This is a genomic window from Tumebacillus avium, assembly GCF_002162355.1.
GTDB classification, from domain to species: Bacteria; Bacillota; Bacilli; order Tumebacillales; family Tumebacillaceae; genus Tumebacillus_A; species Tumebacillus_A avium.
The window spans coordinates 838,677-861,341 of record NZ_CP021434.1 but is presented as its reverse complement, the minus strand read 5'-3'; the positions used below and the strand labels follow the sequence as shown (position 1 = coordinate 861,341).

The 22,665-nt window shown below is 52.1% G+C and carries 22 protein-coding genes; 19 read left to right on the top strand and 3 right to left on the bottom strand.

Annotation, left to right across the window (positions count from 1 at the left end):
• The first annotated feature begins 10 nt into the window (after nucleotides 1-10).
• Nucleotides 11-844 (top strand): hypothetical protein, encoded by an 834-nt coding sequence (locus CBW65_RS03940; protein ID WP_087455696.1) that lies wholly within the window; start codon nucleotides 11-13, stop codon nucleotides 842-844.
• A 351-nt stretch (nucleotides 845-1,195) separates the two neighbouring features.
• Here CBW65_RS03940 and CBW65_RS03935 read toward each other — a convergent pair whose 3' ends face one another.
• Nucleotides 1,196-1,630, bottom strand: a complete 435-nt coding sequence (locus CBW65_RS03935; RefSeq protein WP_087455695.1) for a hypothetical protein — start codon at nucleotides 1,628-1,630, stop codon at nucleotides 1,196-1,198.
• Nucleotides 1,631-1,927: 297 nt separating this feature from the next.
• Between CBW65_RS03935 and CBW65_RS03930 the strand changes: the two genes are divergently transcribed.
• The 6 genes from CBW65_RS03930 (at nucleotide 1,928) to CBW65_RS03905 (ending at nucleotide 6,895) form a co-directional block, all read left to right on the top strand.
• Nucleotides 1,928-3,112 (top strand): helix-turn-helix transcriptional regulator, encoded by a 1,185-nt coding sequence (locus CBW65_RS03930; protein WP_087455694.1) that lies wholly within the window; start codon nucleotides 1,928-1,930, stop codon nucleotides 3,110-3,112.
• 270 nt (nucleotides 3,113-3,382) lie between these two features.
• Entirely contained in the window at nucleotides 3,383-4,684 is a 1,302-nt protein-coding gene (locus tag CBW65_RS03925) for a helix-turn-helix domain-containing protein (protein ID WP_087455693.1), read from the top strand.
• An 86-nt stretch (nucleotides 4,685-4,770) separates the two neighbouring features.
• Entirely contained in the window at nucleotides 4,771-5,169 is a 399-nt protein-coding gene (locus CBW65_RS03920) for a tetratricopeptide repeat protein (RefSeq protein WP_157721759.1), read from the top strand.
• 26 nt (nucleotides 5,170-5,195) lie between these two features.
• On the top strand, nucleotides 5,196-5,510 hold the full coding sequence (locus CBW65_RS03915) for a hypothetical protein (protein WP_157721758.1): 315 nt from the start codon (nucleotides 5,196-5,198) through the stop codon (nucleotides 5,508-5,510).
• 92 nt (nucleotides 5,511-5,602) lie between these two features.
• The gene (locus tag CBW65_RS03910; RefSeq protein WP_087455690.1) at nucleotides 5,603-5,920 is read left to right on the top strand and encodes a hypothetical protein; all 318 of its coding nucleotides are present in this window, start codon (nucleotides 5,603-5,605) and stop codon (nucleotides 5,918-5,920) included.
• A gap of 306 nt (nucleotides 5,921-6,226) precedes the next feature.
• Nucleotides 6,227-6,895, top strand: coding sequence for a hypothetical protein (locus tag CBW65_RS03905; RefSeq protein ID WP_087455689.1), 669 nt, complete (start codon nucleotides 6,227-6,229; stop codon nucleotides 6,893-6,895).
• 33 nt (nucleotides 6,896-6,928) lie between these two features.
• Here the strand turns inward: CBW65_RS03905 and CBW65_RS03900 are convergent, their stop codons facing one another.
• Entirely contained in the window at nucleotides 6,929-7,516 is a 588-nt protein-coding gene (locus tag CBW65_RS03900; protein WP_087455688.1) for a flavin reductase family protein, read from the bottom strand.
• Nucleotides 7,517-7,575: 59 nt separating this feature from the next.
• Between CBW65_RS03900 and CBW65_RS03895 the strand changes: the two genes are divergently transcribed.
• The 8 genes from CBW65_RS03895 to CBW65_RS03860 all read left to right on the top strand — a co-directional run bounded on the left by CBW65_RS03895 (nucleotide 7,576) and on the right by CBW65_RS03860 (nucleotide 16,320).
• Complete coding sequence (locus CBW65_RS03895; protein WP_087459111.1) at nucleotides 7,576-8,262, top strand: ArsR/SmtB family transcription factor; 687 nt, start codon at nucleotides 7,576-7,578, stop codon at nucleotides 8,260-8,262.
• A 318-nt stretch (nucleotides 8,263-8,580) separates the two neighbouring features.
• Entirely contained in the window at nucleotides 8,581-9,099 is a 519-nt protein-coding gene (locus tag CBW65_RS03890; protein WP_087455687.1) for a helix-turn-helix domain-containing protein, read from the top strand.
• Nucleotides 9,100-9,229: 130 nt separating this feature from the next.
• On the top strand, nucleotides 9,230-10,222 hold the full coding sequence (locus CBW65_RS03885) for a YncE family protein (RefSeq protein ID WP_087455686.1): 993 nt from the start codon (nucleotides 9,230-9,232) through the stop codon (nucleotides 10,220-10,222).
• 73 nt (nucleotides 10,223-10,295) lie between these two features.
• A complete protein-coding gene (locus CBW65_RS03880; RefSeq protein WP_087455685.1) occupies nucleotides 10,296-10,958 on the top strand; it encodes a hypothetical protein in 663 nt (220 codons plus the stop codon).
• Complete coding sequence (locus tag CBW65_RS03875) at nucleotides 10,955-12,238, top strand: MFS transporter (protein WP_087455684.1); 1,284 nt, start codon at nucleotides 10,955-10,957, stop codon at nucleotides 12,236-12,238. Before CBW65_RS03880 ends, CBW65_RS03875 begins: the two co-directional genes overlap by 4 nt.
• A 157-nt stretch (nucleotides 12,239-12,395) precedes the next feature.
• Nucleotides 12,396-13,253 (top strand): iron uptake system protein EfeO, encoded by an 858-nt coding sequence (gene efeO, locus CBW65_RS03870; protein WP_087455683.1) that lies wholly within the window; start codon nucleotides 12,396-12,398, stop codon nucleotides 13,251-13,253.
• A gap of 3 nt (nucleotides 13,254-13,256) precedes the next feature.
• Complete coding sequence (gene efeB / locus CBW65_RS03865; protein WP_087455682.1) at nucleotides 13,257-14,540, top strand: iron uptake transporter deferrochelatase/peroxidase subunit; 1,284 nt, start codon at nucleotides 13,257-13,259, stop codon at nucleotides 14,538-14,540.
• Between the two features lie 16 nt (nucleotides 14,541-14,556).
• Nucleotides 14,557-16,320, top strand: coding sequence for an FTR1 family iron permease (locus CBW65_RS03860; RefSeq protein WP_087455681.1), 1,764 nt, complete (start codon nucleotides 14,557-14,559; stop codon nucleotides 16,318-16,320).
• 59 nt (nucleotides 16,321-16,379) lie between these two features.
• Here CBW65_RS03860 and CBW65_RS03855 read toward each other — a convergent pair whose 3' ends face one another.
• Complete coding sequence (locus CBW65_RS03855; RefSeq protein WP_087455680.1) at nucleotides 16,380-16,739, bottom strand: glyoxalase superfamily protein; 360 nt, start codon at nucleotides 16,737-16,739, stop codon at nucleotides 16,380-16,382.
• Between the two features lie 53 nt (nucleotides 16,740-16,792).
• On the opposite strand from CBW65_RS03855, the gene CBW65_RS03850 reads away from it, so the two are divergent.
• The 4 genes from CBW65_RS03850 to CBW65_RS03835 all read left to right on the top strand — a co-directional run bounded on the left by CBW65_RS03850 (nucleotide 16,793) and on the right by CBW65_RS03835 (nucleotide 22,647).
• Complete coding sequence (locus CBW65_RS03850) at nucleotides 16,793-17,632, top strand: pirin family protein (protein WP_408646525.1); 840 nt, start codon at nucleotides 16,793-16,795, stop codon at nucleotides 17,630-17,632.
• 92 nt (nucleotides 17,633-17,724) lie between these two features.
• Entirely contained in the window at nucleotides 17,725-18,825 is a 1,101-nt protein-coding gene (locus CBW65_RS03845; RefSeq protein ID WP_157721756.1) for a coiled-coil domain-containing protein, read from the top strand.
• An 11-nt stretch (nucleotides 18,826-18,836) separates the two neighbouring features.
• Complete coding sequence (locus CBW65_RS03840; RefSeq protein ID WP_087455678.1) at nucleotides 18,837-20,828, top strand: McrB family protein; 1,992 nt, start codon at nucleotides 18,837-18,839, stop codon at nucleotides 20,826-20,828.
• Nucleotides 20,812-22,647 carry a DUF2357 domain-containing protein gene (locus tag CBW65_RS03835; protein ID WP_087455677.1) on the top strand — a complete coding sequence of 612 codons (1,836 nt, stop codon included), beginning with the start codon at nucleotides 20,812-20,814 and terminating at the stop codon, nucleotides 22,645-22,647. The genes CBW65_RS03840 and CBW65_RS03835 overlap by 17 nt, the downstream gene beginning before the upstream one ends.
• Nucleotides 22,648-22,665 lie beyond the last annotated feature (18 nt).

The following is a 22,665-nucleotide window of genomic DNA, read 5'->3' as shown; positions in this document are numbered from 1 at the left end:
GGGGATTATTATGAAAAAACTTATTGCAACCACTGTGGTCGCTGGGACGCTCGGCATGACATTTTTGCCGATCACAACATTTGCTGCCGAGCCAGTCAAAGCTCAAGTCACAGGCAAGGTAGAACGCCAATTGAGTGCCCACTATGACAATGTTTCGCAGGACATGATTGAAGAATGGAAGAAGGACAAGATGTTCAAGGTATTTGATCATGGAAACGGCAATGTTGATGTCATTCGCAAATACCCGGCTTTGCAAGGCATGGTATTTGTGAATGGTCAAGCAGTGAAGGTGAACGAGCAAGGCGAGTACTCGATGGAAGTAGAAGTGGGCGAATTCAATGTAGAGTTTCGTGAAAAAGACGGAAAAGTGATTCAAAAACACAAAATGAAAGCGGAAAAAGGCAAAAAACACAACGTTGATCTGATCAACACAATTCTGTTTTCCGATTTAATCGAGTCTATGGAGCATAATGTTCCGAATAAAAACACAGTGATCAGCGGCACATCCAGTCCGTCAATTGTGCCTGAAGCGACAGACGGCGGCAGCGGAGGTTCATACGCTGGACCATCGGTTGGGCAATATTGTTACACAAATCAGCCGGTGCATTGCAACCGTTTCAACGGCCTTTATTCAGACAACCGATATTGGCCACAAACCGACGCCCGTGCGCTCAATAACTTTAGGTACAGCGATTGCGATTATAACTTCTCCTTGTACGGTTGCCCGTCTCCATTCGCGGACACTTTATGTGATGGATTGAATGCCCAAGGTAAAGGGGTTCATGACTGCTCTTCTGTAAAAGCGGGATGGTCAATGTGGTTCTGGCCTCGTAACAATAACTAGAAAATAGCATGTAGTATTGGGGTGTACTGTCTCTCATGAGTGACTGGGTGCCAAGCTCAATTATTTATTCGGGCTTGTTCACACAGTAGTCATGAGAGATTTATTTATGAGCCAAGGGCTCTGAGGATTTAGTACGATGTGGTATGCTCCAATATGCTTTGGAGGTCGTGAGGAAGGTGTTATCTAAACGAGAGGCATGTGATTTTAGGAATGCTTTTCACGAGCAGAGTTTCGGGGTCGAACTTTCTGTCTGGCCGCAATAAAAGAGACGTGAATTGAGCCCTGAACCATTAAGACCAAGGGTTCCATTACACGTCTAAGACATTTTGCAAGCTATAGCTGCAATTTCGATTATTTATCCTTGAGCAAGTCTGGAAGTTGCACAGTATGATCGATAGCTAACTTAAACAGTTTCCAGTCAGGAATCATTCGTTGCCAGAGGGTGGTGCGCTCTCCGATCAAATAGGCATGTACGGTTTGATCTTCGATTCGGGTGTTCAAATAGATGATCTCCTGTCCTTCCACCACAAGGCCGCCCTGCTGGTCGGTGGTGAGGTCGCTTTTGACTTTGACATCTGCGGGCAAGTGTAACAAAAAATCTTTGGTCTTGTCGTCCAAAGCAAGATTGGCTATTTCGATCAATTCTCTCTTTTGTAAGACGTCTTGCAATTGTTCATTGAGTGCACGGGACGCAGAGGTTTGCATGAAAAAGTAACTCACGGTCACAAGCACTGCAAGCAAAAGGAGTACATATATAGGAAGTGGTACTCGCAGTAGATGTTTCACAGATCTCCTCTCCTCCCCAATAGAATGAATTAATCATACAACAAACTGTTTATGAAATGAAAGCTTGTGTTTTTGTCATTCGGGACAAAGTACGAATAACCTTCCGCGCTCATTTCATGGGTTGGACCACCGCAGCCCGAGCAGACCGAGGGCTCAGATTCCGCTTCGACAAAAAGGCATTGGGACGCGGAACTTTTTTGTATGAAACTTCAATTGAACGTTTGTTATCAATAATCATAATGTTATAATAGTGTATACATAAAATTCGAAGATATATTTATGAAGGAGGGAAGGAATATGGCAACAACAGAACTTACGTCAAATGGGACGGAGCAGCACATCCCCATTCCGATGGGGAGAAGGATTAGAGAGATATTGCTGGAGAGAAAGATCACACCGAACTCGTTTTATAAAAAAGTCGGGATGGGCAGAGGGACATTTTATGACTGTTTAGATGGAAAGCGTCGGATCTCTCCATCGGAGCTTAGGAAGATTGCAGAGAAGCTTAATTTAACTGTTGAACGGATTAAGCAAGAGGACACCAGTGCTGATATAAAAGAATTGCGTGGTTATATTGCAAAGAGGATTGCTTCAAAGCGCGCTATTCAGTTAAGTGAAAGTATCCTAAATGTAGCGATTGGTAGTACTGAAAAATTTGAAGCATTGAACGATCTGGGTCTTTCTTTCTTCTTGGTGAAGCAGTATAAAGAGGCATTCGATGCTTGGCAGAATGCTACTTTATATGCTGAAGACCTCGTCAGGAGATTCAACGATCAGGATCGTCTCTTTAAAGTGACAAAAAATCTTATTGTTGCCCATACTCTGCAAAAGGATTTCTCTGGCCTTTATAGACTCTTAAATAAATTTGCTCCCGCATTTGAACAATCCAAAGCGGAATATGTGGGAGCCCTACGGTATTCACAGGCAATGGTGGCTTTTGAGATGGGAAATAAGGAAGAGTGTAAAACCATGTTGTATGAATCGCTTGAGTATTATCGTCTAACTGATAATCCAAGAGACATTGGGACGGCTTTGCACAACATTGCCTATGCTGAATCTCAGTTAGGTAATTTAGAAAAATCACTAGAGTTGCATGAAGAGGCTTTTGGCTACTTATCGGAATATCCCAGCACTAAGTATGTAAGCTATAAGGACTATTCTAAGACGCTATTGGCTCTAGGAAGGAAAAGTGATGCAGCGAGATTTATTCAGAAATGCCTCGAGGACATTCCAAATGAACAAGAAGAGTATGTAACGATTCAAGCAAAACTGTTGCTTCTCTATGCCTACTCCTCCAATAGTATTGAAAGTGCAGAAGCAGTGTTAGCGATGAATAAGGTAGATCGGAGTCTTCATATGGTTGCTTGTAAGTTTCTGATGGATTATTACTGCTCGATCGGTGATAGTGGTGCACTAATGAAGTATTATAAAATCATGGGTCAGCATACCTTGGCCTCATCAAATAGCTGGAGGGGATTGTAGTGAGAAAAATGACGTTGGGTATTTGTGCAGTTTTGTTGTTATTGGGTATCGCGTTTTCACTTGGAGAGACTAAGGAAGCTGAATTTATCCCGCCGTTACCCGCGGTCTCCATATCCTAGTTCGATCAGGAACTCTCGTTTCGACGAGGGTTCTTTTTTGTTTTCGGAAGGAAATTATTTTTTCCGGACAGCTATAAATAAAACATGTTGCAGGTTCCATTTTAAATTTATATTTGGGTTGTGATATTTAGAGGAGGAGGTTCACAATCCTATGCAAGAATTCTCACTCGGCCAGCGTATCCGTCAACTTAGGGTGACAAAAGGGATGACGCAGATTGAACTTTGCAAAGGTCTTTGCACACCGAGCATGATTTCACAGATTGAATCGGATCGGGCACGGCCTTCCTATAAGGTGTTGTCCGTAATTGCGGAACGGCTGGAAGTAACGCTGGAGAAGTTGCTTTCGGCTTTGAATTGGAATCTGGAGATCGATAGTCTTTATAAAATGGCGAAAATGATGGTTGCTTCTGGAGCGTATACCTTGGCAATCCCGTTGCTGTTGCAGGTAGTCGACCAACCGGCTTACAAAATCCCTCGTGGGGATATCCAGTTCCTGCTGGGGGTGTGTTATTTGAACACGCAGGAGTACAGCAAAGCGGAACAGATACTGGACGAAGTCAACCAAACTGCTGCGGAGAAGCAGAACTACGACTTGCAGGCGAAAACTCTGCATCAATTGGGGCTCATGTATCAACGAATGAAGAAGCACCATCTGGCAATCTTCCAACTGGAAAAGGCACAGGATCAGGCAAGGAAAGGCGGGATTCAAGATCCCGTGCTGTTGAGCAAGATATGGGTCGATCTTGGGTGGGCACATCTGCGGCTGGGAAGGGTGAATCAAGCGGTTGCATGTTTTGAACAGGGCACTGCCCTCATGGAAGGAATGCAGAACTGCCGCGATCTGGCGGACCTGTATTTGCAGATGGGCAAGATCTGTCGTTCTGCTGGCGATCAAGAAAAAGCGGGGGAATACGCAGATCGGGCAACAGCTCTCTACAATGGATTGGATCATGTCTCGCTGAAACTGAAGATTGAGTGTGAGGCGGCTTTGATGCGTACTGGTAAGGGCGGCACAGACCCTGTGCTTGTACTGGATACGCTCCACAGCTCGATCGCGCAGTTCTTGGAACTTCGCGAGAAGGGGATGGCTGGCGAAGCGTATTTTGAATTGGCGAAGTTTCAGTTGGAACATTGTGAGATAGACAATGCCGTGCAGTCGTTGGAACAGGCCAGGCTCCTGTTGCCGGAGACCAATCTGTTTCGCGGGCGGGTACTGTTTCTTCAGGGGCAAGTTGCTGTTCAGAGCGGCGATGTAAATGAAGCCATTCACTATTACGAAAAAGCAGCCGGTTTTTTAAAGGACTCTAATGCCTTTCGCGAGTGGGAAGCGGTGATTAGTGAACTGGCTGAACTTCACATGGCGGCTGGGAACGAGAAGCACGCCTATCACTTAATGCACGAAGGCTATCAAGCAGCACATCAAACGATGAGAGCACGGGGGATCTATCTGTGAGGTCGAATAAGACAGCTAGCGTAAGAAAAGTGAACTATAGTGAGGCACTGGTGTATGCTTCGAAAAGAGGTAACACGGAGCTGACGATGATTTTGCTTGAAAATCTGATCTTGGAAGCGGAAGTTCAATTGTCGCTTCGCGAGTGGGGGCAAGCACGAAATAAGGCTCGTCTGTTGCTCCAGAGACTCCCCGATCCGAAACATGTGTATGCCGGACGAGCGCATCGGATATTGGGATTTGTCGATTTTCAAAAACATAAGCCGAAGCGGGGTCTGCAACATTTTGAGAAGGCGTTGGTGATTTTCGATCAACATGACCTGTTCGATCTCTATCGGGATGTGACCTTGCATCTCAGCCACCATTTAGCAGAGCAGGGGCAGTATGAAGAGGCTTTTCAGCGGTTGATCGACTTGGACGATAAGTTGGTGAAAAGTCTTATCAGGCGTGGGGTTGTTGTGTTTTCTAAGAAATTTATCGCGGAATGATCTCTTTACGCAGCGAGGTGAAATTGATGGCACAGGAATTGTTTATACCGCGTGTGGTGCGGGTTACGATGGAAAATGCCAGCGATGAATATCCGCATACAATCATTGAAGAAGGTCTATTGTTTCGAGAAGGCTTCGTCATCTCTCGATTGGAAAAACAGGTTGACACGGGACAGGTTACTTTAGGGGTGCGGCATGTTGAGCGGCATGAGAACTCGGGTTATTACAATGGAGGCCGAGGCGGTTTTTTGGAACTTGTGTTTACTGATTCAGAGGACTTGTTGCCGGATGCGGCTGAATTGACCTTTGTTGAATTTATGGATAAATATCTTTGGGGCTGAAAGGGAGGACGTTATGTGAAGGCAACTAGTAGTTGTAAAAAACAAAATTAGGTTATATTTTAACCAACCGGATCAAAAAGGAGATCAACGAAATGATGAAAAAAACTCTTTACGCTTCATTGGCGATTTGTGCAATTATCGCGATCCCACTCACGGCTGGAGCAGAGAAATCTTCTGAAAGGAACTATGGTGTTACCGACCCTAAGCCTATTCCCGCCGAGGAAAAAGCTCACCCTTATAAGATGGATCTGTCCAAATTGCCTTCTCCAAAAGTTGACCACGAAAAGGACAAGCAGATAGCAGAAAAGCATCACGGTGAATTTTATTCTGAGCACTTCACTGCCCCCAAACCGATCAGCGAAGAAACGTACCCTACAGTAAGCGAAAGCGGTCAGGATAATCAACAGTAATGGTGATTACGCCGGACCGGTACAGTACCCGGCTCCATTCACCGGCGGTTATGTAACAATGGGGTATAAATTAGTTTCGGTTTTGTGCTGCGGAACTACAACTTCCGAGTCGCTTCTGCAATGGTTTTTCACAACGCATGGTGAACCGTGTTATGAGAAAAGAATAGCCTAGGTACAAGAGACCGCACGACGTGCAGTCTCTTTTTCTTTTAAAGATCAACAAAACTTAACATTTTATTGACAAGTCGTATTTTTATTTGTAATGTATGGAAATGTGAGTATAAAATTCCAAAGGAGTGAAAATCGGTGAATAAAAAAGTAGGTGTTACGCTCGTCGCAAGCATGCTGTTCGTATCTCTTTTTGTGGGTGCGAACGCAGGGTGGGCGAAGGATAAGTATTCGCCGGACTTCAGCATTCCAAAGCCAATTAGTCAAGAAGACCTCGGTTTGGGTATTGATGGGATCCAGACCCAAACTACTCAAGGTGGAATCAGCGCTGAGGAAATAGAAATAGCCGCAACTCCTAAGCCGATTCGAGAACATTCGAAGGGACTGTCACCTGACTTCACAGCTCCGAAGTCAATTTCTCAAGAGGAGATCGTAAGTGATTCGGATGAGGTCATCATGGGCTTCGAGCCGGAGTTTATTACGTCCCCGAATTGGAAGTACTGGGATGTGGATACCGGCAGCTATATTGACACGAGTACTACCTACACATTGAGCGGCATGCAAAATGTCCCAATTAAATTTGTACAATACGACTCATGGGGAAATACCAGTGTGAGTGTGGGGTATCGGCTGATTAATGCCAACAACATCAACTTGAGAACTTCTGAGATCATCGTAAACGGCTCGTACACAGACAAAGCGGGCTCGGTTTCCTTCCCTTCCGTTCCTGCTGGAACCTATTTCTTGCGTATCTATAATCATAGCAGTGTCAAGATTAGCGGGAATGGGTATGTGTTTTATTGGTAGTAAGAAAAACCTCGGGTTGAACCGAGGTTTTTCTTATTTCCAGATCTCCCTGCCCTGCTCAGGCAGGAAACTGCCGAGTAGGTCACTCTTATCCTGCTCCAAGTACCGATAGCTTCTAGCATGCACATCTCCTGCAAATAAGATCGTGTCCAGGACTTCGTTCTTCAGTCGCATGCTGGAGTCTAATAAGCAAGTTGCAACGTGACGTTGCACCACTTCTGCAACCACGATCACATACGAACCATGCTCGAAGATGTCTTGCACGCTGCATTCCAAAGAGAAGGGACATTCAGCGATGAGGGGGACTTGTAGTGTAATTCCGGGAGTAGGTGTAAGACCGCTCATTTCAAATTTGTTGATCTCAGAGCCTTTGGTGAATCCGCCAATCTCGATCGCTTGCATTAAACTCCGGTCCGGTACATTTACGGAAAACTGGAGGGTTGCCCGGATCGTTTGGACTGCATGTCCCCCACGGCCAAATCCAAGGCAAATCATATTCCCCAGCGAAAAGGACGAAGACATGGTGGCCAGATTGGGCTGTCCGTTCAGATCATAGTAGCTTACTAAAATGACTGGGAATCCATAATAGAGTTTTGATGTTTCTAATGTTGTTTTTTCCATGCCAATTTCCCCCTCTTATCAAGATTGTAATGCACAGAATGTTCGACTATCATCGAAGTATGAACGCATATCCCGATTTTTCATCAATTGCTTCGTTACTCGGCGACCCTACTCGTGCAACGGTACTTGAGGTCCCCTCGGACGGTCGGGCACTTCCTGCCAGTGATCTTGCACGCCACGCAGGTGTTACTCCGCAGACAATCTCAGCTCATCTTGGAAAACTGATGGATGGCGGCCTGCTCTTGCAGGAAACACATGGCCGCCACCGCTATTACAAACTGTCCGGTCCTGACGTAGGCCACGCAATAGAAGCTTTATCACTGCTCGCTCCTCCAGTGAAAGTGCGATCCTTGCGTCAGTCTGCAGAACTGGAAAAACTGCGAACGGCACGCACCTGCTACGACCACTTGGCGGGACAATTCGGTGTGGATCTGACCCAAGCACTTCTAGACAATCAGTGGTTGATCGAATCAGAACAAGGCTATCAAGTAACGGAGAGGGGAGGGGCGCACCTGCAGGAATGGGGTGTTGATTGGCGGGAACTGCAAAACAGGCGCAGAAATTTCGCCAAACCTTGCCTGGATTGGAGCGAGCGTCGCTATCATCTTGCCGGGGCTTTGGGAGCAGGCATTGCTGAGCGTCTTTTTGAGATGAAGTGGATTCAGAAAAAAGATGGCAGTAGGACGGTTACAATCACTGTTAGAGGAAAAGAGAAGTTGAAGCAATATCTAGGAATTGAGTGCTAGTGCTTACAAGAGAAAACGTCATGCTCTTTGGGTGGTCTGAGAGCAGGGCGTTTTTGTTTTCGGGAAGTCTTGCTTAACAAACACGTAAATCCGAATTTGTTGATTAATGAAACAATAGTTGTAATGGAGGTGCGATTGGGATATGCTATATGAGAACGCATGTTCTTATTTTTCACGCGGTGGATGTGCTTTCCTCTTTTCTTTTTACTCTTCTTAGGTGAGTGTGCAAAACTTCGAAGTAGAAGGCAATACATCATTGATGGAATTTATTCAGATGGATATGATTTTGTTAGCAACTAGAGAACGAGAGGTGACAACATGGAGTTTGGGGAGTATCTGAGGGAGAAGCGGGAGGCAAAAGGGATGACGATTCGGCAGTTGGCCTTGTATGCAGGATGCTCAGATTCCTATTTGTCCATGTTGGAACGCGGAGAAAGAGGTCGCGGGGGTCCGACGCGGAACATTTTGCGGAAGTTAGCCAAGCCATTAGGGATTCCATATGAAGTATTGCTTCACGAGATCGGGTATGAACCCGACCAAGAAGAATGCAACGGAGATTCGATCTCGATGATTGAAATCCTTCGTGAAGCTTATGGTGATACAAAGAAGCAGTTTGCAACTCGTATTGGATTGTCTGAAACAGAACTTGAAGCCATGATGCAACAAAACGTTTCCATCGAGACGGTGCAGCAGGTTTGTGAAATGCTTTTTTCTCATCACAAGGCGCTCACCACTGAGCAAAAAGAACTGCTGCAGCGTGTCGAGGAAATGTTTTACAAGCGACCTTCAGAAGTCACACGTCTTGTGGAAAGAGTTTTGAAAGCTGTTGTGGAGTAACTTGTTAGAAAGTGAATTAACGTTTTTGAACGTTTATAAGTTTTTCTTGTTCGTGTTGTGATATTAAAATATAATAGTGAATAGGTTATAGTAAGCGATCGCTAATAACTAAAGGCTGGGTGGTAAACAAATGAAAAAACTCGCTTACGTAACAAACACAGATTCAAATGACATCTCGGTGATTGATCTGGCCGACCAGAAAGAACTCGGTCGAATTCCGATTGGAGGCAGCCCGCGCGGCTGTATGATCATCGATCCGCAAGGCAGCTATGGCTATGTTTCGAACTGTGCAGGCAATACCGTCTCTGTCATCGATCTTTTGGAGGACAGAGAAGTCACCCGCATTGTTGTCGGGATGGCTCCGCGCGGTGTGACGATGACTCCGGATGGCAAGTATCTCTTTGTTTCCAATTCCGGGTCGGATGACGTTTCCATTGTAGACACTGAACGTCGACAAGAGATTACCCGTATCGAAGTCGGCAACAATCCGCGTGCTTTGTCCATTACCCCAAATGGCAAATTTGCCTGCGTGCCGCTGTGGGGAGATGATGCAGTGGCGATCCTTGAGATTGCAGAGGATATTCAAAACTCGAAAGTAGTTTCTAAAATCGCACTTGGGCAGGATGCAAAGCCTTATCATGCCTGTGCGGATTGGGATAACCAGTACGTATACACGGCAAACACTCACCGTCACACTTTATCTGTGATCTCCCTGCTCACAATGGAATTGCAAACGGAGATCCCGGTCGGTTTCGGGCCGCGCGGCGTGATGCCTGACCCGGATGACCATTACGTCTATGTCAGCTGTGAAGCAAGCAACACGGTCAGTGTGGTCGACAAACACAACTGGACGGAAGAGAAGCAGATCGAAGTTGGTCCGACTCCGCGCGGTATGAGGTTAGACTCCATCGAGCGCACGATGTATGTTACGGCATTTGCCCGTGACATCGGTACCGCGTCGCTTCGCGAGAAAGCAAATGCGCTTACCGTGATCGATCTGAAAGAAAAAGAAGCGGTAGGCATTATCAAAACGGGTCTTGGCCCTTGCTCGGTAAACATATATGATCCGATGATGTACGGCAAGTCGGACACAGAGAAACAGCAAAACGTCATCACGCAATAAAGCTCGGAAAGAAGGGAGGCGCAAGGTGCCTTGGTGCGCCTCTCTTTTCATTCTTAGATAAGGAGAAATGAATATGTCCTTGGTGAGATTTCTCAAATTGCACGATTGGGCCATGCCGCCGAAAAAAGAAAAAGTTCAGGGAGTCGAAAGCCAAATGAACGCAAGAAGATGGCTGGTTCAGGAGCGGGTTAAAGGCGCCTGCTATCCATACCGCATGGGCAAGGAAATCGGATGGACCATTTACTCGCCAATCAACATTGAGATTTTCCCGGTAGAAGAAGTTCAGATTAAAGGAAGCAGTGAAGATGTCCACGAGGTGGGCAGGATGCTCGGAATTGATTTTTGGATGGCGCGTGACAACATGTTTTTGGGGATTAAGCCTGCGGGATGGTTTCAAGTGCAGCAGGCTTTGGTGGACGGGATGTGGCAGGGGCTGTTTTTGCCGAATGGGGAACGGACATTTGAATGGCGCATGGGCTGGGGAATTGAGATTCCTGATGATTACGTGCTGCTGATACAACCGCTCGAGGGAGAAGAGAATTTTGTGGTGCATCCGGGATTGTTGTTTGCGAAATCGCTGGCGAAATTTAACCAAGGGCTGGGGTTCGGAATCGCATTCGAGCCAAAACGTCAACATTTGATTCGCAAAGGCGATCCGCTGGCGAAATTGCTGGTGTTCCATAAATCTGCCTTGGAGATAAAAGAGGAAATCATCGAAAGGCAGGAGAGCCGATGAGCCAGGTGCGAGTTTACGGACAAATGCTTCAAAACTGGCGGTTTCTTTCTCTTTGGAGCGGTTCGCTGCTGTCGGGGATTGGCGATGCGGTGATCATGGTATCGCTGGTCTGGATGGTGTATCAGCAGACGGGGAGCCCGTTTTTGCTGTCGATGACATTGATTTGTTTGGAGTTCCCCAAGTTTTTGGCTGCACCGCTGTTTGGTGTGTTTTTGGATCGGGTGCCCGCGATATTGTTTGCGGTGCTGTCGAATCTGATCAGCGGTGGGCTGTTTCTGTTTTTGATGATCGTTCCGCTGGAGGGCGGGGTGAGTTATGCGTGGTTTATGCTGCTGATCGCACTGTCTTCCTCGCTGGCTCCGGTGACGAAAGCGGCGACGAATATGATTATTGCGGAAACGGTGCCGAAGGAACGGCTGATTCAGGCGAACTCGTTGATGAATATTCAGTTTGACTTGGCGCTGTCGCTGGGGCCGGTAATTGGCGGGATTTTGATGGCGTTTGGGGAAATGCAGATGGCGTATCTGCTGAACGCGCTGACGTTTTTTGCTTCGGCCGGCCTGTACTACGCGGCAATGCCGCCACAAGCGCGAACGAAACGCAGGGAAGTCGTTGGAGAAAAGACGGTTGGTGGACGTTTCCAACTGTGGCGGCAGGAGTTGGGCGCAGGGGTCGGCTTTCTCCTCAAGTCGCAGGTGATACGAGTCGTCGTGGCGGTCAACTTGCTGTGGAACTTGCTCATCTGGGGCACTTCCTCTGCGCTGCTGCCGATCTTCAGCTCACATCATCTGTCGGTAGAAGCCAGCGGCTATGGGCTGTTGATGGCGACGCTGTCTGTCGGGATCGTGATCGGCTCTTTTGTGACCGGGGCAATAAAAGTTGAAAAGCCAGCGCTGCGCAATCTGGTCTTTCTCTCGATCGCTGCGCACGGGATGGCCTACGGATTATTGGCAGTGTCAGGCAACCTGCTTTGGGCGGTGTTTGTTCTGGTGCTCGCCGGTATTACATCCGCTCCGGCGATGATCTACATTCGGACTTTGATGCAGCTGACCGTTCCGGCGGAGATGATGGGCCGAGTGTTCACCGTCTCCTCGGCATTTGTTGCACTCGGCTATCCGCTTGGTACAACGCTGGCTGCCTCTTCCGTCTCCGCAGTTGGGGAAGCCAATGTCGCCTGGCTATTTGCGGCGTTTGGCGGTGTCACCGTATTGCTCACACTGCTGATGCTGTGGACGGTGCGGGAATCGAATCAACAAGCTTCTGAAACGACGACCGTCTAGTTTCAGAAGCTTTTTCCTTTTCTTCATTTGTAATTTTAGTACAGATGTACATGATAACGTCCCTAAAAAATCCTATTGTCAGCAGGACAGAATGGGTGTAGGATTAGTGAGAATGATTTTCAATGAACGAGATCGTGGATGGGGAGATGGGTGTACCATGTTTAAAAAGATGCAAGTTACGCTGCCGGCTCTGTTGATCGGCACTTCTGTATTGTTGGGCGCTTGCGGCGCGGAGAAGGAACCGGCTGCTGTGCAGGAACCGGTGAAACAGGAACAGCCCGCTGCTGCTGCCGACCTGAACGGCGTGGTTGATGAATACCGCAAGTTTGTCATCGCACAGTCTGATGATTTTGTAAAAGCGACCGAAGCGTTCACCCAAGCGGTGAAAGCTGGCGATATTGAAAAAGCGAAGACGCTGTACGCGCCGTCCCGCATGTACTTTGAACGCATCGAGCCGATCGCCGAATCTCTGGGCGACTTTGACCCGTGGATCGACGCTCGTGAGAACGACGTGCCGGACAACGAATGGCGCGGGTTCCACAAGCTGGAGAAGGCGCTGTGGGTCGACAACAGCGTCAAAGGCCAGGAAGCGGTCGCCGACCAACTGCTCCAAGACGTGAAACTGCTGCGCGTCAAAGTGGAAAGCGTGGAGATCGACGCCAACCTGCTCGTCACCGGCGCGGTGGAACTGCTCAACGAAGTTTCCTCGACCAAAGTCACCGGTGAAGAGGAACGCTACTCGCACACCGACCTGTACGATTTCGCGGCGAACGTGGAAGGCGCACAGGAGATCTTTAAAGTCATCCGCCCGCAGTTGGAGAAGAAAGACGCAGCTCTGGCTACGGAGATCGACAAACAATTCACCGCGCTGGAAGACGCGCTTGCTCCATACCGCAAAGGCGACGGGTATGTGCTGTACACCGAACTGAGCAAGGAACAGACCACCAAGCTCAGCCAAGCGGTCGACGCACTGGCCGAACCGCTTTCGCAGATGGGCACTGTACTGGAGGGCTAAACGATGAGCGACGCAACAAAAGACGACTTGTTGCAAAAGCCCATCTCCCGACGTGACATGCTGAAGCTCGGCGCCGCTGGTGGCGTCGGGCTTTTGCTCGGAGCAGGGGGACTGACCGGCGTGCTGGCCGGAACGGGCATGTTGAAAGACTCCGCCAAAGCAGCCGATGCGCAAACGGCCGGCGACACCGTGCCGTTTTACGGCAAACACCAGGCGGGCATCGTCACGCCGGCGCAGGATTTTATCTGCCTCGGCGCGTTTGACGTCACCACCACCGACCTTGGGGCGCTGCGCACGCTGTTCCAAAAATGGACGGAAGCGTCCGCGAAGCTCGCCCAAGGCCAAGGAGTCGGCGATGAGAGCGGCAACCCGATCCTCCCGCCGGTCGACACCGGCGAAGCGATGGGGCTGAACGCGGCCGGCATCACGATCACGTTTGGCGTTGGGGCATCGCTGTTTGACGGCCGCTTTGGCCTCGGGAGCAAGCGTCCCGCTGCGCTCGTCGACCTGCCTGCGTTTGGCGGCGATGAACTGCAGCCGGAATGGACGGGCGGCGACATCGCCGTGCAAGTCTGCGCCAACGACCCGCAAGTTGCTTTCCACGCGCTGCGCAACCTGGCGCGGATCGCGCGCGGCAAGGCGGTGTTGCGCTGGGTGCAGGACGGCTTCCAGCGCACGCGCACGGCCGACCCGAACGGGTCGACGCCGCGCAACTTGCTCGGCTTCAAAGACGGCACCAACAACCCGGACGTGAAAAAGGCAGATGTTGCTGACGACATTGTCTGGGCTACGCAGGCTGACGGCGCAAACTGGATGGCCGACGGCACGTACATGATCATGCGCCGCATCCGCATGCGGATCGAAGTCTGGGACCGCACGCATCTCAATGAACAGGAAGCGACATTCGGACGCCACCGTGACAGCGGTGCGCCGCTGGGCGAGAAGGACGAATTCGCTCCGCTTGATTTTGCAAAACAAGACGACAAGGGCAAACTCATGATCCCGATGAACTCGCACGTCGCCGTCGCGAACATGGGCGGCAAAGTGAAGATTCACCGCCGCGGCTACTCGTATTCCAGCGGCATCGACCTCAAGACCGGCCAACTGGACGCCGGGCTGCTGTTCATCTGCTTCAACCGTGACCCCCGCCGTCAATTTATCCCGATGCAGCAAGCGTTGGCTGCTCAAGACAAACTCAACGAGTACATCGTGCACGTCGGCAGCGCTATTTTTGCCGTCCTGCCCGGTGCCAAAGCGGGCGGCTGCATCGGCGAGACTTTATTCTAAACGGGGGCGAGCGGACATGAATTTGAAATCATTGCTTTCTTCTCTACTGATCTGCCTGCTGCTCTTCACCGCGACCGCAACGTATGCGGCGACCCCGCAGGACAACCAGCTGATCGCGCTGGCCAGCGACGCGCTGGTCAATGCGGGCGGCGATGACTGGGACCGCACAAAAGCGGATCTGGCTGAGATGAAGACGCTTTGGGCGGACGCGAAAGACTCGTCTGCACAAGGCGAAGCGGTCAGCGACGCGCTGAGCGCAGCCGAAACGGCGGCGGGTAAAACGCCGTTTGAACGCGATGCCGCCTACAAAGCGGTCTCCGCGCTGGCCAAAGCGGTCGACGAATACGTCACGTCCCACGAAACGGAACAAGGCGGGGCGAGCGCCAAGGAAAATGTAAAGGCGCTGTTGCCGCACCTCAACCAAGCGTTGTCCGCCACGGAAGCGGGCGACTTTGCAGCGGCGAAGGCGGCGTACAGCTCGTTTATCAGCGGCTGGGCGAAAGCGGAAGGCCCGCTGCGCAAGGAAAACGCCGGGCTGTACGGCAAAGTGGAAACGAAGATCAGCGGCGCGCGCATCGCGCTGAACACCGAACCGCCCAATGCGGAAAAAGCCAAGGCGAGCTTGAACGAAGTGATCAAGCTGCTCGAAGATTACATCGCCGGCAACGTGCAGGCGGATGACGCAGCAGCTGGGGAGACCCGTTCGATCGCCGACCTGCAGCAACTGCTCAGCGGCGCGTTGACCGATGTGCAGGAGGAGCGCGCAGCAGACGCGGCGGCGAAGCTGGATGAGATCATCACCGCCTGGCCGTCTGTCGAAGGGCAAGTTCTGACCCGTTCGCCGGAAGCGTACGCGCGGATCGAAACGAAAATGACCTCCGTGCCGAGCCTGTTGCTCTCATCGCCGCCCGATCTGGCCAAGGCGGACGCGATGATCCGCGACTTGCAGACCGAGCTGGAGCCGTATGCGGAAGCGGCGTCGTACACGGCGTGGGATGCCGGGCTGATCCTGTTCCGCGAAGGCTTGGAAGCGATCCTCGTCATCACCGCCCTGCTTGCATTCCTGAATAAAAGCGGCAACGCCGACAAGCGCAAGTGGGTCTGGTCGGGCGCCGGTGCGGGCATCGTGCTGTCCGGCGTGCTGGCGGTCGTGCTGAGCCTCGTCTTGTCGCAAGCGACAGCGGGCAGCTCCCGCGAGCTGATCGAAGGCTACACCGGCATCATCGCCGTCGTCTTCATGCTGACTGTCGGTGCATGGCTGCACAGCAAGTCGAGCCTCAAGGTCTGGAACCAATTTATTGAAAAAACGCTGGGGAACGTGCTGGCGAAAGGGGCTTTGTGGTCGCTGGCGGCGACGGCAGGTCTGGCCGTGCTGCGTGAAGGGGCGGAGACGATCATCTTCTACCTCGGCATGGCGCCAAGCATTGCCATGTCGCAGCTGTTGATCGGCATCGGCGGCGCGCTGGTCCTGCTGGCGGTGATCGCGTTTGCGATCCTCAAGCTGAGCGCGCGGATTCCGATCCGTCCGTTCTTCCTCGTCGCGGGTCTGCTGCTCTACTACCTCGCCTTTAAGTTCATCGGCGTCAGCGTCCATGCGCTGCAAGTGTCGGGACAGCTGCCGTCGCATCTGTCGGACGCGCTGCTTCAAGCGCCGTCGTTCGGCATCTACGCCACGTGGGAAACCACCGTGCCGCAGCTGGTCGTCTTGCTGGTCGTCCTTTGGAACGTGGTGCGCACCGAGCGCAAGAATGCGCAGATGAAGCAAAGCGCAACGGCATAAGCATATAAAAAACACCACGGGAGCAGTTCGCCTGCCACTGTGGTGTTTTTCTTATTTTCTTATTCGTAAAAACCGATCTGGTAGCCAAACGGGTCGCTGACATACAGCTCGCGGTTTCCGTAGGGCTGGTCGACCACTTTGACCTCTTCGGTGATCGCGCCCGAGGCGAGAAATTCTTCGCGCAGTGCGTCCACGCTTTCCACGTGGAAGTACAGGTGGACACCGTGGGGGGTGACCGGATTTGCCTTGTCTTTGCCAAGGTGCAGCTGTACGCCGTCACGCTCGACGCCGTTGTATTCCCATTCGGAGACAAACGCCACATTGAAGCCAAGCTTCTCGGTGTAGAACGTCATCGCCGCGTCGAGATCTTCCACCATGATCAGCGGAATGGCTCCTTTGAACTTCGTTTTCTGTGCCAACTTGATACCCTCCTTCTTTTTCGGGTATATTTTACCATAAAGGAGTGGTCATCTTGGAACAGGTTACACAGCGCGGCATTCGCGAAGTATATGATGTCATCACCCGAGCGGGCGGCGGACCGCACCTGCGCGTTGGACAGGTGCTGGAGCCGGGACGCTGGGCGGATTTTGATCCGTTTTTGATCATGATGGAAGACTGGTTTCAGCAGGGCACGTTTGATTTCCACCCCCATCGGGGACTGGAGACGGTGACCTATGTCATCGAAGGCAAGCTGAAACACGAAGACAACAACGGCGGACTCGGCATTCTCAAACCGGGCGACGTGCAGTGGATGACGGCGGGGCGCGGCGTGCTGCACTCCGAAGATCCGCTGCCAGGCGAAACGGTGCACAGCCTGCAGCTGTGGGTGAACCTGCCGAGCACCAAGAAATTGACCGATCCGCGCTATCAGGATCTCAAGTCGGCCAACATGCCTTTGCGCGAAGAGCCGGGCGCAAAAGTCCGCGTTTTCTCCGGTTCGTCAAAAGGGGTTGCAGCTGAGACGCTCAACCATGTGCCGGTGACGATGGTCGAGCTGTTTTTGGAGCCGGGCGCGTCGGTCACGCAGGACCTGCCGGGCAGCTACAATGGATTTTTCTACGTGCTGGAAGGCGAAGGGCAGTTCGGCAAAGACAAGACGCGCGGCGTGAAAAATCAGGTGCTCTGGCTGGACCGTGCCGAGGCGGGCGACAGTGAGATCGTCGTCACCGCGACAAGCTCTTTGCGAGTTTTGCTCTACGCCGGGGAACCGGTGCGTGAGCCGGTCGTACAGCACGGGCCGTTTGTGATGAACACGCGGGAAGAGATCAAGCAGGCGTTTGATGATTTCTACGCCGGGAAATTTGGGAAATAAGGACAGCAGGAGCCGTTGCGGCTCCTTTTTTGTGGCTGAAGAAAGTGGTACTCTTAGTATAGGCAAACATTGATAGAAAGGGGAATTCGCAGTTGGACATCCCAAAGGCGTTATGGAGAGAGGTACTGGATGCGGTAAAAGATGAAAATCTACGTGAGTTTTGCGACTTCCCTCTCGTGCAACTGAAAGGGTATCGCAAAGGCAAAGGCAAACCGCCGCGAGCCGCGATGATTTCGCAGTTGCTGCAGCCAAATAATCTAAGGCATGTTAAGTTTTGCTTGAACAAGATCGGCGAGGACGAGAAGTTTGAAGTGGATTATACCCATCTGTCTGTCGAGGAAGTGATGGATGCGATTGAGGAACAGAGTGTCTACGATGTTCCGCTGATTGTCTGCCATATGTTTGCCAGTGAAGACGAGATCGTGCGGATCAAAGGCCTCGATCTCTGGGAGCGTTACCAGGCACAGTCACCCATGCAAGCCGAAGAGGCCGAGCCTGCTGTCGAAACGGAAAATCGGGAGACCGAGCCGGAAGCGCAAGAGGACGCGGGGAAACTGCGGCGGATGGAGAAGAAGCTCCAGGATCTGAAGGAAAACCGCGAAAAAGACCGCAAAGAATGGGACAAACAGCGTGCGAATCTGCAGAGCGAAAACTCCCAGCTCAAACAGGAGCTGAAACAGGCCAAAGCCGACTTGCAGCGCGTGGAGCAGGAAAGGCGGGCGCTGACCACAGAGCGCGACGCGGCAAAACGCGAGGCGGCGGAAAAGAAAGACAAGATCGCCGCACAAGCTCTGAAGATCATCGAACTGGAAAACGCGCTGCGTCAATCGAAAGAACAGCAGGGACAGACGATCAACAATGCCGCCGCGACAACGCCGCCACCCGAACCGAAACGGGCACCGATCCAACTCGATCCGGCACCTGCAGCCCCGCGCACCGACCGTACTCCGATTGTGATCGTGAGCGATGCGGAGTGGGCCGGCCGGCTGCAGTCGAACGCATATGACCTCGCCTATGTCACACCGAGTGATCTGCAACGGCAGATCGGGGACGGACTGCTGGAGCGGGCGCAGCAGGTGTGGATGTTGAGCAATGACTTGCGCATGACCGAACAGCGCCTGGTGCGCAGTCTGGTCCCGAAAGACAAGTTGCGCGAGATGAGAGATATTATCGAATTGAAAAAACAACTGTAAGAGGTGCAGCTATGTATAAAAAGTATGAGGTAGACCTGGTCGGGATGCTGGCCACAGATGACTATGTGCGGGAAAAGATCGCCAAGCCCCGTTGTATTTTTATCAACAATCAAGAAGCAGTGCAGTTTAATATCAAACTCATTTCCCACCCGCCGGACAATTTCCCCAACACGTCTCTATTTGCCGGATACTCTTCAGACATTGAGCCATTGGGGTTTGAAGATGTCGATGTGATGGCCTATTCGCATCAGGAACGACGGTGTGACAATGCGTACGATTGGTTTGATGACAAACTGCTGGTCTTTAAAGCCCGGCGCAGCGGCGACAATTACAAGATTGCCGATGTGCGCTATGTGCGCAAGCCGGATGGATTTACAGAACAAAGCGTCTACACGCCGGTGCCGATCTTCAGCGCAGAGACGGATAACGGGCCGGCGAGCTTTGAGGATTTTATGCAAAAGCTCTGGGATGACAAATTCGTCGGCCGCGTGGACGGGGTCTCGACAGAGACGGCCGACACGCCGCCTTTTGTGATCTGGATGGACGAGGAAAGCAACTTTAAGCTGGTCGGCCTGTTTGACCGCCACCGTTATGCATTTGGCGGCTTTTCGTTCATTTTTGAGGAACTGCGCGTGACCTATTTTAATGAAGAGTGGTTTGAAGATTCGATTCTGAATCCATCGCAGGAGATTTTGTTTGTGGGCAGCGACATCTATCAAAAGATGGAGTCCGCTTTGCTGGATGCTCCGGCGCTGACCCGGGACAACGCTTTGGAGCCCATTCAGGCGGAAGAACCGGCAGCGGAAGCGGAGCAGCCGCTCAAGGCTGAGGAGAAAGTCCAGCCGGTCAGCCCCGCACCTGCTGTGCGCAGTGAGGAAGCGGCGAAAGGGGAAGCCAATGCGGGAAGTGCAGGCGAGGAGCAGTTTATCAATGATTTCATCAAAACGGCGACCAACCGCGGCTTGCTGTACTCGGAGCGTGACCTGATCAACTTCCACACGGCGATGAAATCGTCGACGCTGGTCATCCTGGCCGGGATGTCCGGCACAGGGAAATCGCGGCTGGTCGAAGTCTACGGGCAGGCGCTGGGACTCGACCCGGAACAGCTGCGCATCATCCCGGTCAGCCCGTCGTGGACAGACGATGCCGATCTGATCGGCTATGTCGACTCGATCCACAATGTGTACCGCCCCGGCGACTCGCGCTTGATCGACACCTTGGTGACGGCCGAGGATGAGAAAAACCGGGACAAGCTGTATGTGGTGGCGTTCGACGAGATGAACCTCTCGCGCGTCGAACATTATTTTTCCAAATTCCTCTCGGTGCTGGAAGCTTCACCGGGTCGCCGCAAGCTCCAGTTGTACAACGAAGCGCAGCGCCTGTACAACTCCAAAGAATACCCGCCGGAAGTGACGATCGGGGACAACGTGATGTTTGTCGGCACGGTCAACATCGACGAATCGACCTACCATTTTTCCGATAAGGTCTTAGACCGCGCCAATGTGATCACGCTGGAGGTGCTGCCGTTCCAGCAACTGCTGGAAGTGCGCGAGGTCAGCTCGAAGCGCAACGACCGGGAATGGACGCTGAAAGACTTCCGCAACATCAAAACCGGCTCGGATGCCTTGATGCTCACCTCGGAGGAGACGGCGTTCTTCTGGGAGCTGCACCAATTGCTCGAACAGACGCGCGGACAGGGCTTTGGGCCGCGGATCGTCCGCCAGATCGACAACTACCTGAAACATCTGCCGCAGCGCCAGGCGCTGACCCGCCCGGAAGCGTTTGACCTGCAGATCGTGCAGCGGATCATGACCAAGCTGCGCGGGCCGGCAGAACTCCTGAACCCGCTGATCGGCCTGTATGATGAAAAAGCGAACGAACTGGAGAACAGCCAACTGCTTAAGCTGTTCGATCAAAATGCCAACCTGTCCCACTTCACGGAAGCGCGCAAGGTGTTACGACAAAAAGGGAGAGAGCTGAAGTTGAATGGCTACACACTCTAATCTGCCGTTTCGCCTGGTGTTCCACCAATGGGATCGCAAGGCTCAACAGGTGGGCGAAGTGGCGGTGGAGAACTTTTTCACCACCCCGCATCAGGATTTTGATGACGCGCCCAAGGTCATGGAGAACCTTGATCTGGAGGTGACGTTTTCCTGCAACGATCCGCAGGCGCGGCTGTATATCGATTTTTTTGATGTCTCGGATATGCGGGTTGGCTTTGAGATGGACGAGCATCGCGCGCTGTTTCTGCGTCCGGATGAGGAAAAGGTACTGCTGTACAAGGTGATCACCGAAGAGACCGACTTCTACCCGCTGATTCCGGGCGGCTACCGCATCCGGGTCGAGGCGTTTGGGCAGACCTACCATTCGATGATCATGATCATCCCCAAAGAGCTGAAGTTCACCGAATGGGAAGTGATGCGCGACGAGTTGGAGGCGGAGATGCGCGGTCTGGCGCAAGATCTGATCCGCCGCAATCTGGGCGCAGGCGACCCGTTTCTGAAGCATCTGCCGCCGGAGCAGTTGTTCCGCTTTGTGGTGATCCGCAATCGTTACCAGGCTTTGCTTGGGGCGCTGCAGGATGTGAAGAAGCGGGCGAACTACCGGATCGAAAAGAACTACCAGCTCGTCCCGCCGGAACGGGCAAAGGCAATCGATGAAAAATCGGTCCGGGCCAAGCTGACCCACCCGGAGCGGCGCGATCTCAAAACGCCGGTCCGCGAGCTGAACTACCGCCTGCCGGAAAACCACTGGGTGAAGCACATCTGCCTTCTGGTCGCCCGCTATCTTGAAGAGATCGCCGACTCGTTTGCCCGCTACCGGGCGGCGCTGCTGGAGGAAGTCAGCCACTACCGCGACGAAGACAACGAAGGCCGCACGGGCGGCAAGTGGAAGATGAACGCCTACATCCGCGCCAAAAAGCAGGTCGCAGAAGGCATCGTCCAATTCGAAACGAAGATCGCCCAGATGCGCAGCGGACTCCGATTGCTGGAGTCGGCAGAGTGGTACGGCGAGGTGCCGGCCCAGCTCCCGACCGCAGTGACGCCGGTGCTGACGCTCGATCCGCGCTACCGCACGTTTTATCAGCTCTACCGCGAGCTGAAGTCGGAAACGTACGAAGTCAGCCTCGACACGATCTACGCCTACCAGTGGAAGAAAAGCGATCTGATGTATGAGATGTGGTGTTACCTCAAGGTGACCCGATACCTGATCGACAACCTCGGCTACGAACCGGCCGCGGGCTGGGTGTTCGATCAGGATTTCCAAGGCAGCCGGATCTTGATCCCGATGCTGCCGGACGGGACGAAGATCGTGTTGCAAAAAGGCGATGTGCGGCTGCATCATGTGTTTAATGCGCGCATTCCGCACAAGCCGCACCCCGATCCGAACGAGCATCCTTTGCACATGCTGGCTTCGGCGCACAACAAGCCGGACGGCCGGATCGATGTCTACCACAAGGACGTGTATGCCGGTTCGCTGATTTTGGAGTTTAAGTACCGTCCGAATGCAGGGCGCAACAAGTTCTGGAATCCGTCCGGCTATCCGACGCCGTATACGACAGGGCAGATCATTTCGTATTTCCGGGATTCGGCATCGACCCATCTCCTGACCGACGGCGGCGACCGGCGCCTGATCGAACGGACGCGCCCGGTGCATGAAGTCTGGGCGATGTACCCGCGCCAGATCAGGGACTTGGTCGAAGAATACGAAGACTACCATGTCAAACTGATCGTCATGACGCCGGGCACGGAAAATGAGCATGTCAACGAGTATCTGGAACGGGCGCTGGCGGAAATCGTCAATATAAAAGCCGACATCTAAGCGAGTAGATGTCGGCTC